This is a genomic window from Sphingobacterium sp. UBA1498 (assembly GCF_002325125.1).
In the GTDB taxonomy this organism is placed as follows: domain Bacteria; phylum Bacteroidota; class Bacteroidia; order Sphingobacteriales; family Sphingobacteriaceae; genus Sphingobacterium.
The window spans coordinates 34916-50407 of sequence record NZ_DCRG01000032.1 but is presented as its reverse complement, the minus strand read 5'-3'; the positions used below and the strand labels follow the sequence as shown (position 1 = coordinate 50407).

Sequence of the window (15492 nt, the reverse complement as noted above, 5' to 3'; positions counted from 1 at the left end):
ACTATTTATAACCTATATTTTGTTTCAGGTTGTCACCGTCTTTATTGTTCAGCTGAATTTCACTTAAGGGAATAGGTAACAAAGCGTTATAATCTTGAAAACCAGTTGTTATCTTATTTGCAGGTCCTGCATCCCCATTGCGTAAAATCCGCTCTTTCAATTTATTGGTTCGAACTAAAGTCATCCGACGGTTCTCTTCTGAAATCAGTTCTCTGGCGCGTTCATCTAAGATAAAATCTACCGTTAGATCACTTGAGGCCACTTTGCCTAACTGATTATTACCAGACTCCGCACGTGCTGCTTTAAATGAGCGATCACGCAGCTTATTGATATCCTCTGCGGCACCGGCTGCATTTCCCTGCCGCAACCGAGCTTCTGCACGCAGCAAATAGGTTTCCCCAAATCTCATGACTGGCCAATCTTTCACCAGCGCATAGCCAAAATCATCGAGTGGATCATAACCACCCCATTTGGTTGGAAATGGATACCAGACTTCCAAACTATCGGTACGGAAAGGAACGACCTTATCTCCGGTTTTGATGACGATGTTTTTAGTTCCTGCACCTTTTGCAACCCGATAACCATCCGCATCAACACCAATTTCTGCAGTAAAATTTGGACGATTATAATTGGTTGTCCTCCGTATATTAAAATTGCTATTGCGGATATCGCCTTTCAGCCCTTTCCATACCGTATATTTCATAAAATTACTCAACCGTAAACGGCCATTTCCTCTACCACCCAGCGAATCAGCATTGACCATACCATCCCATTTATGGTAAGCCGGCTGCCATACCCTGCGTTGTTGTGGACTATCGGTCGTGCCGCCATTAACTTCACGATTATACTCCAACTCAAAAGTCCAGATGGCCTCGGTGTTTCCCTGCCTGCGTCGCATATTTCCCTGGCGAAACATATCCCTAAAGTAATCACCACCTTCGGCCAGGTATTTTCCATAACGTGCCTCAATCAACTTATAGTTACCACCATTGATAATAGCGGTTGCCATCGTTTCAGCTTGTGCAAAATAGCTTGCGTCACGCATACCAATACGTAAAAAAGCTTCTGCAGCGAGCTGTCTCGCCATATCTTTATTGATTCGGCTAGCTGTACTCGCTGTAGCAAGATCAGGAAGTTCTTTAACCGCATAATTCAAATCATCGGCGATAACCTTGTCAATTTCAGCAACAGCGGTTCGTGTATAATTAAATGAAGGCACTTTAATGGAGCTGGTCAACAGAGGTACATCTCCCCACAATGTAACAAGCATATTATAGGCGTATGCGCGAAAAAATCGTGCTTCTGCAGTGGCCTTCGGATTGCTATCGCCTACTCCATCAATGATGAGGTTGGCATTATTAATAAATGCATAGCATTTTTCCCACAAGAAACTTACGCCGCCATTTTCTGAATTGAGATCGGCATATTGGTAAAAAGGATTCTCAACGCCCTCTGTCGATCCAGCACTCGTAATATCTGTCCCGATCTGCCAACAGGAAAGAAATCCTTGCCTGCCACTGTAGCCCCAAAGCTGGGCAAAGTTATAATGTAAGCCCAGCAACCTGTTCTCCACTGTCGTCGGATCAACATTCGTTGCATCGTAATTAGAATAGGGTTTCTCGTCCAAATAGCCTTTACCACAAGAGCTGGCTCCTACGGATAACAAAGCCAATATGGAAAATAAGGTGGTATAATTGTTAATCGTCTTTTTCATGTGTATGTAATTGATTTTTGAAAAATAAATGTCTAAGCATTAAAAACTAAGGTTAATGCCTAAAACATACGTCCTCACCATTGGATAGTTGATATTGTCATCTGTAGAACCGCGTCCGATATCCCGAGCCTCCGGATCCCAGCCCAGCCAATTGGTCCAGGTATACAGATTTCGACCGCTCGCATATACTGTCAGCCCCTGAACACCAATTTTTTCCACAAGTGGTTGTGGCATTGTATAACTTAAGGTTAAATCTTTCAAACGGGTGAAACTGGCATTGGAAGGGAATCCATATCCATGAACATTGGAATGATTCCCCAGCGAACGCCATTCATTACTTTTGTTTTCCGGCGTCCAATATCCAAGGGCCGCAGGCGTGCTTCGACGTCCCATCTCGTCCGAGGCGGCGCCAATTTGCGGATTATTACGCAATGCACCTTGTACAGTATTGATAAAAACATTTAAGGTGAATGCTTTATAAGTAAACGTATTGGTTAAACCTGCCGTCCATTTCGGTGCTGTCTGCCCAAGAACAGATCGATCACCGTCATCAATCTTTCCATCGGCATTTAGATCGGCCAATTTAAGGTCGCCCGCTTGCGCAGCATCATCCCACCCCTTGTTCGCTCCAGATGCAATCTCATCCGCCTGCCAGATACCCACTTTCGTATAATCATAGATGACTCCTATGGGCTGTCCAATAAACCACCTATTGCCCAAGTCGTCTTTCCCGTTGCCATATACTTCCGTGATCTTATTTTTATTACGGGAAAAAACCAGTGTACTCGACCAGTTAAATTGATCCTTTACAATATTTTTGGTATTTAAAGTCAGATCAACACCTGTGTTCTGCATCTTGCCCATATTGGAAAATACATCCGCAAATCCAGTTAACTTTGGTAAAAGCTGTTTTAATAGCATATCGTAAGTATTGGATTTGTATACGTCAATACTACCTGAGACCCGATTATTGAATAATCCAAAGTCAACCCCTGTATTGAAGCCCTTTGTTTTTTCCCATTGCAGATTATCATTACCCATCAAGGTTCGGATCGTTAAGGCCGTATTTGACAAGCCATTCATCGCTATAGGATACGAATTCATTAAAAACTGAGTCTGATAAATATCGATTGCCTCATTACCCGAGAGACCATAAGAAATACGCCATTTTAAATTATTGACAATCTGTTTGGCATTTTGCATAAAGGATTCGTTATGCAAATTCCACGCTGCTGCTGCGGATGGAAAAGTACCATACTTGTTGTTTCTGCCAAAAACGGATGCACCATCCCGTCGAACGGTCAAGGTCAGCATATAACGACTATCATACGCATAATTTAAACGGCCCATTTGTGATATTGAACGATATAAATCTGCCTTCGAAGAAACCTTTTGTGTTGACGCCGCACCCAGATTTCCCCAACCAAGTGCATCATTGGGAAATATCTCGCCCGTTGCAATTGCCTGTTGCCAATATTTGCTTTTTGCCGCATATAGTCCAGTGAAGTCAATATGGTGCTTACCAAAGTTCTTGGTGTAGGTCAATATATTTTCTAAGGTATAAGTCTGTGTTTCATTATTGGTTATGCGTCCAAGACCAGCAAAATTATATACCGACTCACCTTCGTATTCATTGTTTCTAACCGGCACAAAGGAATAACCTGCATTCAACTTATATTTCAACCCTGCTAATGGCTTGTACAATTCACCAAAATTCAAATCGGCATAGCCGTTCAGGCTAATGTTAAATTGCCGGCGCTGTGGATCTAAAGTTGTTGGCAACAAAGGATTGGACCACAGTTGCTCAGAATACATCGGGTATTGTGTTAAAGAGCCATCCTCATTATACATTCTCGCGTAGGGACTCATTGCCGCAGCTTGCAACAAATTAGCCCGGCCGCCATCTCTATTGTGTGCAACGATAAAGGAGGACGTACCCACCGAAAGGTATTTGGTGGCCTTAAAATCGGTATTTGTTCGGAACGAGTAACGCTTGTAATTGTAACCCAACAAAACTCCTTTTTCATTTAAATAATCGCCCGACACAAAATATTTGGCATTTTCACTACCGCCCGATAAACTGACGTTGTGGTTTTGTATGACGCCAGTCTGCATCACCGCATCCAGCCAATCCGTCGTTACGCCATTTTTATAATTTTCATACTCGTATTGATTGCGCACCGGACCGCCATTGTACAAACTCGTGTTGGTGATACGGGCATATTCCGCATAACGCTTTAACAGTTCCTCGCCAGAAACAGGTTCGAGGATGTGCGCTATATTTTCTACCCCGCCATAGCCACTGTACCGAATGGACGGTTTACCGGTTGTTCCTCTCTTTGTAGTAATCAATATCACACCGTTCGAACCATTTACACCATAAATAGCCACAGCGGAAGGATCTTTCAGGATTTCGACAGATTCAATATCATTGGGATTGATGTCATTAATAGAGCCATCCGTACGAGACAATGGTATTCCATCTACCACAATGTAAGGTTGGGAATTTGCATTAATTGAGTTTCTTCCTCTTACCTGCACCGAAGGCGCATCACCAGGAATTGATGATGCCTGGGATACCGTCACGTTAGACACCGCACCCTGAATGGCCTGCATGACGTTGTTCACAGGGATCTTTGATAGACGGTCTTTAGGAACTGAAGCGACCGAACCGGTTATATCCGATCGTTTCTGACTACCATAGCCACCACCACAAGCTCTTCCAGAACATTTTCTGCAGGTACAAGTGCAACGTCCAGATTGGCCTGCTGCCCTATGGTGATTTGCTTCTCCTTAAAACCAACGGAGGTGATGATCAAGGTGCTACCTGGGGATGCCTGAATTGAAAAATTCCCCTGTCCATTCGTTTGCACAGTTTCCGCACCGCCTTTTACGCGAATCGTAACACCTGCAATTCCCTTGCCCGAGGTATCTTTAACAACCCCTTTCACATTTGCACTTTGCCCGTAACTGGATAGGGCTATCAGAAAAAGGCTGTTCAATAAAATGCCCTTTTTTGAATATCGGTTATAATAATGTTTTAACATAATTTATTAATAAATGATTTGGTTAGTTTTTCATATTCTACGTGCTTCTGGAATCAACCCAGCAATGCCAGAATGTCCAATGGATACTCTTCTCAAGTTGAATTCATAGCCTGTCGTTTATAATTGGTGTCCTTGTTTCCTGCGAAAAATAGTGCGCTAACTTTTGAAAGAAACAAGTGAATAATTCGTCCAACATTGTTTTGGACCCAAGACAAAAGTAGCTCTGAAGCGAGATTTTGGTGTTTGATTTTAGTTCAATTGAGTTGAAATTCGCTTCAAAATGCTGAAAAATCGACATTCAACAACGATAAACCAATTCAATTACGATGCGATAGCCTAATCAGCCAGGCTTAAAAAGCCACGGCAATCGGAAACACAGGCGATAAGAGTGGCCTTATTAGACCATAAAAAAAGGTTGCCATTTTTTTGGCAACCCTTGTACACTTTTTAACTACTGTTTGTTAAATGCGCGTAGGAAAGATGTAGTTCTCTCCGTTACGCCAGCGAATCTCCACTTTCTTATCCGTTGCTTTCACTTGCGGAAAAAGCTCTTCATTTGTCCATTTTTCTCCCGATTTCTTCCACAGCTGCAAGGTGACATACCATTGTCCTAGCGGCTTTTTTCCACCTACAAAACAATTCAATACAGCACTCTCTTGCGCTACAGGATGAAGTCCTCGGCAACTTAAGCTTTCCATTCCCTCCCAACCCATGAGCCTTACCATAGCCAATTGGTATTGCCCATTATCTAAAATCATCGCCTCATTACCGTTATACTCCATTTTTTCTGAATGGATAGGATGATCCTTCCATTTTGGGAGGGCATAATGCCCCAGCCGCAAGGCCAAAGGCTTTTCGGAAAGTAATTGATCACATCTCAAAATTCCATTTGCTATTGTCCGTTCTGCCAAGAATAGATGTATACTCGTGTCCGAAGCCAAGGTCGCCGTACGGCGATAAACTCCCTCCTCGTACCCGCTAAATTGATACATCCGAAGTGATTCCCACTTGGCAGGTTGGGTCTGAAAAGTATAATTCATTGAAATTTCCCCGTTCTTCCCATCGGCCTGCCAAGGAAAAGCACTATTATAGGAAAGCTTATTGTAATTTTCCGTCCCTTGATAGTAGCCGATGTCCCTACTGGTATTCCAAGATCGGATTTCGGAGGCACCGATGCTATTATAATCAGTGATCAACATTTGTGCCCCCTCTATATAGGTATTCAGCACCTTCGCATTTGGAATCTGACGATTCCAGGCACCCTGATTTTCTGAAGCAGTCCAAAAACTGCTATTTTCCGGAACCAATAGACCTAAAAAGAATTTCCCCAGCCAATATGCACTTCCCCGGCAACTATACTCCTGTACCGCAGGATCAAAAGCGCCATAAAAGCCTAGGTTGGGAATACCATCCGAAAGAAAATCGGGATGCTCTAAAAATTGCAACAAAGTACCCGAAGCAATTCTCCGCATCCAACCGTAATTGATGGAAGGATCATCCAATAACCCCAATAATGGAAAGGGTACTGCGGCCCCCATACGATACGAAATACTACGGCCCCACATAATCATTTCACCATTACGGCTAAATAAATAGGGATAACTTTTCACCACATCATGCAAATTCGATTTGAATTTTGCAGCAAGTTCAGGGTACATCGTCGCACCATAATTAGCGGCCCAAAGCGATCCATACAGCTGAAAAGCCCACATACTGTAGTAATCGTAGTAAGGACTGTCATTATACCAGCCGTCGCTCCTATAATCTTGAAGACATTTGTCCAATAAATCCTTCAGGTAATCCTCCCGAACGGGGTAACCTCTACTTTTAAAAAAGCTTAAAATCATAATATTGAAAAATCGCCAATTCATCTGTATCGTTGGTCCATTACCATAACTCAGCATGGTTTGTGCGAGTTCATTTTTAGTATGTTGTGGCAACGGATCCCAAAGCACTTCAGGCGCTGCCATTAGCGCCACAGCCAAACCTCCAAATTCGACCAGCTTTTGACTCGGCCCGCCTTTTTCTGGAAGTGGGGCAATATAGCTTTCGGAGCCCTTATGTAATAGCAGTTCCAGTTGATGCCTATAATAATCTGCTACGCGAATACCTCGGATCTCGTAGTCGGCATTTTTCTTTAAAAGCGGCACAGCGATGAAAAGCGTACGGCAAAGCCCCTCTAATCGTTCTGTTTCATTGTGCACGCCATCTCTAGGGTAGCTACGTCCAGGCTGCTTGGGAAATAACATCGGGCTATTTAAGTCGCTAACGACAGAAAATGCCCCTTCCAACAGATAGGATGCAGCATCCATCCAATGTTGGCGTGTTAGTCCAGTGTAAGGACTTTTTTTAAAATCTGGATTTTTCAGTTCGAAAACTGAACTATTCTGGCTCAGAGCAGTTGCTGCGAATCCAAGAAAAACGCAGCTAAACACCAGCAGTCTAAGTAGGCCCTGTTTTATTTTCATATTGCTTAATGTTATCATTTTCTTCTCCCTTTGTCGCGCCATTCCAGCACTTTTACTGCTGTCGGATCCGTTTCTGCTAACCCCTCCCCATCTTTTTGTACCGTAGCCTGTACGAATAGCGCAATTTTCCGTTTCTTTCGCCACAACTCAGTATCGTAATTTGGTTCCCACGCTCCTACAGATTCTTGACAAAGATCAGTAATCCTCGGCGATTCTTGCTGCATACCCTGTAACGTCAAAATCGAAGGCCGGCTGCCCCTTTCCTGATCACGAAAGATCAATGTTAATGCAATCTTCTTATCCTTACCCCGAACCAATAGCTGTGGTCTTGCAATAGGAATCTCCTTTGTACCACCACCACTTAAGCTAAATGGGGTTTCTCTAAAATCAAAAGATCGAACCTTCCATTGACCATCCTGTAAATAAATAACTTTATATTGCGGAATGTCCGATGCTGGAGCACGCCAGTAAGTAGCAATGAAAGGATTCCCACTATCGTCAGCAGCGATTGATGTTTGATTGATTAATTCGTGCCGTTCCGGAATCCGGGCAGCATACTCTGCCGTAGATGCTTTCATGGGCAGGTCATATCTTATTCCGTCGCTTCGCTCCCATGTTAATCCGCCATCCTTTGAACAAGCATAAGCCATATCATGATTGCTCGCTACATTTGGACTTTCACGCCAAACCCAAGAGAGGTGTATCGTTCCGTGGTTATCGACATAACTTTGCCAATAAGCATTTCTCTTTCCCTCCCCATCAATCAAATTGCTATGGATACGTTTCCATTGCTGCTGTTTACTATCGTACGTATTCACCACAAGGTTGCCATTCCCGGATCCACCATCCCGATATAGAAATAACAGCTCACCATTGGGCAGTTTTAAGAATTCAGGATAAGTCACCCGGCTTTCATTGTGACCGACCATAATCTGCTCTTCACCGAGTACAAGACTATTCGGATGGATAGATCGCGCATAGCGCAATCGACTATTATGCTGATCCCAGCACACATGCAGATATCCTTCCTGATCCACCATGATGCTGATCACGTTATGCGCATCTTTGGCATTGCCGGTATAACCTGAGCGACGGAGCTGCCAAAGCTTACCGGATAGTAGGCGTCGCCCTAATACAACATATCCCTGTCCATCGTAATAGGCTATATATTGATATTTGCCGTTGCTGGTTAGGGAATTTTTCCGAAATACAGCGGTGTTGACCGTATTCTTAGCCCATCCGTTTCCGGCTATTGTTTCCTTAATTTCTTGTCCTTGCACTGCACAAAGAATCAAGAGGAATGAAGCGCACATCATTCCTATTCTACATATTTGAATCCGATATCTTTTCATTCACAGCCACTATCTTAGTGAATAGCTTTACTATAGTCCTTACTCCAATCCTGTCCCGACCAAATTCGCTTGGCACTCCAGTCCTCAACTTCACTTGTCCAGAAAGGATCCTCATCAGACAAGCCTAAAGGCAAGAAAATAACCGAACAGAGATAAGGGCTACCCTGATTATTATACGAATCTGCCAAGCCAGGCTGGCTACCATACAGGCCCAATGTCAACCAGCCATTTTGGTAGGTACCTGGATTTTCTGTTGTCTTTTTCAACACAGCAGACAGCGCACCCCGAACCTGCCCATTGGTCAGTTCTTGAGGAAGTCGTTTCTTGAACGCCATGTCCGCTAAGTGATGAAAGGCTGCAGCACGATAAATTACGGATCTTCCTGTTGGTGGAAAACTACCATCTGCATTGATTAAGCGCTCTTGGATGATGGCATATCGCTCATTACGAAGGCTGATTTTAGCAAACATGCTATCGTAATGTTTGGTCTTCAATTGAATAATGTCCATGATGCCTGCCAAAAAAGGATGAATGACATAACTATTGTAGTAATCAAAAGCATAATGCGGACCATCCATATACATACCATCTCCGACATACCATTGCTCTAACTGCTGCAGGGCATAGTCCACACGCATTACATCCCAATCGGTAGAATATTGAGCTAAAAAAGCTTCGTTCATCGCCGAAAATAGCAGCCAATTCGAATAGGCAGGCCGAAATTGACGCGTTATCTTGATCGATGCAATCAAATTTTTTCTAGTTTGCTCATCAATGTGATCCCACAGCCATGGACTCCGGATAAAACCTAAAGCAATGAAAGATGCATCTACAAGCTGTTGTCCGCCCAGATCAAAACGCATAAAATCTTGCGCATTACTATCTAACGCATTTTTTAGTCCCTGAACAGTCCATGCTCTATATTGATCGCGGAGGTTTCTTTCTGCTTTGGACCCTCCATCCAATGAAAGCCACGGACCAATACCCGACAATACCCTCCCCAATACCTCAACGTACTGCACTTTAATCCGATGCGCTCTGTTATCCACCTGCGTGGATGTCATCTGAGGCATATTTAATCGAAGACTGTCATGTGCTAAACTCCTTAATACGGGCCGCAGCATGCGATCCATTTCTTGGAGCCAGAACGTTCTACTTGCCTCATCAGGCACAGTAGACGTTTTTTTTACAGTTTGCCCCTGAACAGATTGACCTGCCCACAGCAAAAGGAAGAAAAATACAACTTGATTTATCATCTTCATACATCACTTATTTTTTATTCAGATAACGGTACATCTCTGTTCCGGCCAATAAGAATGCACCGACACCAAATGGAGCAGTAGAATTCGCATCCACAACCTGTCCGGGAATAGCTTTCTCACCGATAGGCTGTACATATCCAATTCTTCCGTCAGCTTGGAGTGAAATTTCACTGAGGTAGTTCCATCCCTTAAGCGCCGCTTTAGAAAACTTCGGATCAATAAGTATTCCCTGGTTGAGCCCCCAAAGTAAACCATAGGTAAAAAAAGCTGTACCGCTTGTCTCCCGCCCAGGAGCATGTTCAGGATCTAGCATACTTCGCGTCCAAAACCCTTCCTCTTGCTGGCAGCTCACGATTGCATGTGCCATTTTTTTGAACCTTTCATGGTAATAATGGTAATGCTTATCCGCTTTGGGTAAATCTTGCAGAACCTTTGCCAAGGCTGCAAACACCCAACCATCACCCCGCGCCCAAAAATCCTTCTTGCCGTGGAGACTCTGGTGTTTGGGATAGACATATTTGGCATCGCGATAATATAAATGCTCATCCTGATCGAACATAATACTATCTGCGTAGCGCAAATAGGTATACATTTTATCAAGATAGCGTGGATCTTGCGTCAATTTATACATCTTGGTCATCACCGGCATGACCATATACAAACCATCAGCCCACCACCAATAATCTGTATTGGGTGTATGAATCTGATAGTCCATAACTTCTTTAGCACGCGCTATCTTTTCGGGACTTGGTGAAAAATTATAAAGATCAATATAGGTCTGGAAACAAATCTGCCAATCTCCAAAAAGAACATAATCATCCGTTTCACCATAACTATATTTCCACTCTTGTTTGTTGGTTGATTTCGCACCTTTCCAATCATTGAATTTGGCCCAGTCCTCAGAATATTTCAGATCACTTTTTGAATTGGAAATCTTATAGAATTCCATATTTCCAGTATGGTAAGCTGCCTGATCCCAAAATGCCCAAACTTGTGGCTTGTGATGAGATTGCCAATAATCGTTTGCACTTTTGAGTTGAGAAAGGACAACTTCTTTTTTTAGTTTCTGTCCAAAAGAAAAATGCCCTATAAGTAATAGGCATAAAATAAAGTTGATACGCATGTCTTGAGATTTATAAATTTGATCCCCAACCGGGATAAACAAAGCTACCACAAATCGATTTTGTAGATGTTTGAATAAAGACTAATCATGACCGAAAATGGGATCATTTTGTGTCTAGAAGGTCTAAAAATCGTGTAGAGTAACTTCAGATTCAATAAACGTACAATATACACTTATTTAAAAAACATTTGTATCTTTAATCCATATAAACCTAAAAATTTTCAGTTGGATTCCCGCTATTCGCCCAGTGACACAGCTATCTAGGAGTGAAAGGACATACTGCCAGCCGCTTCGGTCAATGAAGCACAGCAGCTATTGATGGATAAGAATGCTAACTAAACTGGATGTTGAAAGAGGTGGATTAAAAGATTATCAAGATGAGCGCACGTATTCGGCAGATTATTGCATTTTTGCATCTATATCTATCCTTGACTACTGTTGTTTATAGCCAACAGATGGGGCTTGATCCCGTAACAAAAAATTATGAGCTTCCCTCCCTCACGATCAATCAGACGATACAGGATCGGGAGGGATACATCTGGTATGCCTCCACACAGGGTTTAAGTCGTTATGATGCTTATAATATCCTCAATTTTAAATTGAAGGATGCCGCCGGAAAAGCCACCAGTCAACAAGCGATCCGTACGCTTATAGAATTCGAAAATAAACTAATTTTAGGGGGAGAAAAAGGTGTTTATGTTTTAGATAAGCGAAATTATAAGGTTGTCCCACTGAATGATCCACGGGTAGCCAACATTCGCGTCAATACCCTGTTGGTTGACGGTTCAAAACGGCTTTGGATTGGAACAGATGATGGTATTTATATCTATGATAGCACATTGAAGCCTTTGACAAACGCCCAAAGTGCTTCTATTCTAAATAATAGCATGCGAGGCAAAACCGTTAATACGATCTTTCAGGATAGCCAGGCTCGGATTTGGCTGGGTGTCTGGGGAGACGGCTTATTTATGTTAAGTCAGGGTAACAACAAATTAAAGTCTTATCCTAGACTAGGCCAACGCAACAATCCGTTCAAACTCATGGAAGACGACCATGGACAACTATGGATATGCACCTGGGGAGATGGAATTTATTTATTCGACCCGCTGCAGGCGACTAATCCCTACAGAGAAATTGAAATAAAAAATAAGCGCCGACATGGCGGTAAAGAGGATCTTTTCTACAACATTCTTCAGGATCGAAGCCGCCATTATATTTGGGTGTTGTCTTTCTCGGGCATATCGACACTTCAATATCGAAATGGTCAATTACAAGAAATTGATCTTTCGAGCCACTTCAACAACACGACAAATATTTTTAATGATATCTACCAAGATAAACACGGCACATTATGGCTCGCTGTAGGTGGTAAAGGGGTGTTCATGTTTAGCTTTGACAAACCAATCGTTAAAAACTATAGTTTCAAACAGATTAAGGCATTATATAGTATTTCCCCAAATCTAAATATGCTCTATCGCGATCAAACCGGAATCTTTTGGTTCAATCTGGAACGTTTTGGATTTGGTAGCCTATCTCCTAAAACAAATCAGCTCAATACATACAGCAATTCCAATTTCAGGGATCTAATTTCGATCCGTGCTGTTACCTGTGCCACAGATTTTGGACAGGAACTGTGGGTCGGCTCTGCCTATGAAGCTTCGATCAATGTTTTTCAGAAGAAAAACAATACGATCAAATTCTTACGGAAGATCGATTTAGTTCAACAGATCAGACATCCAGGTAAACCTTCATTTTTCTTTACGGATTCGCAAAAACGACTCTGGATTGCAACGACGCAGGGCCTCCTCCTAAAAAAGTCGGAATCGGAACCTATCACGATGATTGCTAAGATAAAGGATCAGCCCGTAGCGATTGCCCAAGGGAAGGGAAACCTTATCTGGATCGCAACCAAAGAAAACGGAATCTATTGTATCGATAACCGCAATTTACAGTCCATAATCAGACACATTGGAAAGGAGACGCCAGGATTACGAACGGATCAGATTGAAACGATGGATGCTGATCGGGCCGGTAATCTGTGGATTGGCACCAAAGATAATAGGTTACTGAATTATCAACTCGCAGGCCAAAAAGTATCAGAAATCGCCAACAGTACATTATTTGAGAAAAACCAACTGCTCGATGTTGTCTGTCTCGATCGCTACACCTGGCTGTCTACGACACGGAATTTATACAAGATCAACCAGGCGAACAAGCATATAAGTGAGTTTTCTACAGCTGACAGCCTCCAAGTCAACATGTTCTCAAAACGGGCTTTTGCTGTAGACAGGAGCTCCAATACCATTTACTTTGGCGGGTACAATGGAATTGTTCAACTGGATGATCACAGCATCTTACCGGATTTTAACGAAAAAGTCCTTATTTCAGATATAAAAATAAACAATAGATCCATTGTTTTGGAATCAGAAAAGGAGCTATTTAGCGATGATATTGCTAGTTTAACACTGAATCCCCAAGACCAAAATATCGAAATATCGTTTTCAGCCCTACCTTTTAGCCAGAAAGGAAAAATACGTTATGCTTATAAATTAGAAGGGGTAGATAAAGAATGGATCTACGCTCCGCGAGATCGTATTTTTGCGACATACAACAATTTAAGTAAAGGAAAGTACAGGTTTTTAGTCAAGTCAACCGATTTGTACAATCAGTGGAATACAGCTTCTACTCAAATTGAAATCATAAAAAAGCCTGCCTTCTATGAGAGCAATTTAGCGTATTTTCTATACGCCTGTGCGTTTACCGGCATTGCTTTCTTTTTTATTAGCTATTCTGTCAAACGTCTTAAATTGAGCGGTGATTTAAAGATAGCGCAGATCGAAAAGGAGAAGACGAAAGAACTTGCGCAGTCCAAGCTCAGTTATTTTACCAATATTTCACACGACCTGCTGACGCCTCTTACAATTATCTCTTGTTTAGTTGACGATGTGCAGATGACTACAAAGAATAATTTGGAACAATTCGATAAAATGCGTCTTAACCTCAGTCGTCTAAAACGGCTGCTCCAACAAATCCTAGACTTCCGAAGAATGGAAAATAACAGCATGAAACTGCAAATCAGCGCGTCTAATTTCCCTTCTTTTGTTACCCAATTGGGTGACATGCATTTTGGCCCCATTGCCAAAAAGAAAAAAATCGACTTTGAAATTCAGCATGGAGACTGTCCTGAAATCCTTTTCTATGACGTTGACAAAATTGACAAAATTTTGTTCAATCTCTTATCCAATGCATTTAAATATACGGAGCAAGGTGGAAAGATTACACTCTCCTATCATGTAGAGGAAAGCATGGGCTGCAACAGACTATTCATCTATGTTCGCGATACTGGTATAGGAATTTATCCTGAAGACATGGAGAAAATTTTCACAGCTTTCTACACCAATACGTCCACAAAACATCTTGAAAGTAATGGTATAGGACTATCCGTGACCAAACAGCTGATAGAGGCGCATCATGGCAAAATTCATGTAGAAAGCCAACGCCATATCGGAAGTAACTTCCAAATCACGGTTCCGGTAGATAAATTGTATTACCATAACCAAGGGATCGCTGTCATGGAACAACCCTTTGTTGAAGAAATTAAGGCTACCATTATGGAATCGAATACCGTTGATGATAGCACACCCAAAAATGCAACACAATCCAAGCTCAACCTCCTGTTGGTGGAAGACAATGAAGAACTTCGTTCGACTATGGCGCGAATTTTAGCTCAAAATTATCAGGTACATATTGCGCACAATGGACTAAAAGGTCTGGAAGTGCTCGAACATACTGAAATAGATATCATTGTGAGCGATATTATGATGCCTGAACTCGATGGACTCCAGTTATGCAAGACGATCAAATCCAATGCAGAGTTCAATCATATCCCTATTTTGCTACTGACTGCCAAAAATAGTATTGAAGATCGTATAGAATGCTATCAAGCTGGCGCAGACGGTTACATTAGTAAGCCTTTTGAGATTAAGGTTCTGGAAGCCAAAATCCAAAGTTTTATTATTAATAAACGTTGTCGTCAACTCGTTTTTCAGCATAACACGCAAATTAATATTTCGACACTCGATCATACACCTTTAGATGAAAAATTTGTTCAGAAGATGATTCAAGTTGTCGAAGAACATCTTGCCGACGATCAATTTGACGTGATCAAGCTGGGAGATATATTGGGCCTATCCAAATCAACGCTATATCGAAAGACCAAAGTCCTGCTGAATGTATCTCCCAGTGAATTTATTAAAAATATACGGCTAAAACATGCGTGTCAGATCATGGAAAAAGACCGATCCATTGCTGTTAGTGAAGTCGCCTTTGAAACAGGCTTCTCAGATCCCCGCTATTTTGCCACCTGCTTTAAAGCAGCATTTGGGCTAACTCCAAGTGAATTTCAAAAAAATGCAGCAGCAAAATGGGCAACCTTAGAATCGCTTTAAGTTACAAATTATGCTAAAATACGCATTTCTACTTATTCGAATCGGTATTTTACCCTATGCTTTCCCTAACGCTTTTTA

General features: G+C 42.2%; 8 protein-coding genes. 1 reads left to right on the top strand and 7 read right to left on the bottom strand.

Annotated features, from left to right (window positions below; translation table 11 throughout):
* Window position 1 precedes the first annotated feature (1 nt).
* The 7 genes from B3139_RS17295 to B3139_RS17265 form a co-directional block, all read right to left on the bottom strand.
* A complete protein-coding gene (locus tag B3139_RS17295; protein ID WP_293884792.1) occupies window positions 2-1714 on the bottom strand; it encodes a RagB/SusD family nutrient uptake outer membrane protein in 1713 nt (570 codons plus the stop codon).
* Window positions 1715-1753: 39 nt separating this feature from the next.
* On the bottom strand, window positions 1754-4393 hold the full coding sequence (locus B3139_RS17290) for a SusC/RagA family TonB-linked outer membrane protein (RefSeq protein ID WP_293885076.1): 2640 nt from the start codon (window positions 4391-4393) through the stop codon (window positions 1754-1756).
* Window positions 4390-4761 (bottom strand): carboxypeptidase-like regulatory domain-containing protein, encoded by a 372-nt coding sequence (locus B3139_RS17285; RefSeq protein ID WP_293884791.1) that lies wholly within the window; start codon window positions 4759-4761, stop codon window positions 4390-4392. The genes B3139_RS17290 and B3139_RS17285 overlap by 4 nt, the downstream gene beginning before the upstream one ends.
* 461 nt (window positions 4762-5222) lie before the next feature.
* On the bottom strand, window positions 5223-7229 hold the full coding sequence (locus tag B3139_RS17280) for a DUF2264 domain-containing protein (RefSeq protein ID WP_293884790.1): 2007 nt from the start codon (window positions 7227-7229) through the stop codon (window positions 5223-5225).
* A gap of 14 nt (window positions 7230-7243) precedes the next feature.
* A complete protein-coding gene (locus tag B3139_RS17275) occupies window positions 7244-8581 on the bottom strand; it encodes a BNR repeat-containing protein (protein WP_293884789.1) in 1338 nt (445 codons plus the stop codon).
* Between the two features lie 14 nt (window positions 8582-8595).
* Entirely contained in the window at window positions 8596-9843 is a 1248-nt protein-coding gene (locus B3139_RS17270; RefSeq protein ID WP_293884788.1) for a DUF2264 domain-containing protein, read from the bottom strand.
* Between the two features lie 7 nt (window positions 9844-9850).
* Window positions 9851-10966 (bottom strand): glycoside hydrolase family 88 protein, encoded by a 1116-nt coding sequence (locus tag B3139_RS17265; RefSeq protein WP_293884787.1) that lies wholly within the window; start codon window positions 10964-10966, stop codon window positions 9851-9853.
* Window positions 10967-11343: 377 nt separating this feature from the next.
* On the opposite strand from B3139_RS17265, the gene B3139_RS17260 reads away from it, so the two are divergent.
* Complete coding sequence (locus tag B3139_RS17260; RefSeq protein WP_293884786.1) at window positions 11344-15414, top strand: hybrid sensor histidine kinase/response regulator transcription factor; 4071 nt, start codon at window positions 11344-11346, stop codon at window positions 15412-15414.
* Window positions 15415-15492: the final 78 nt, after the last annotated feature.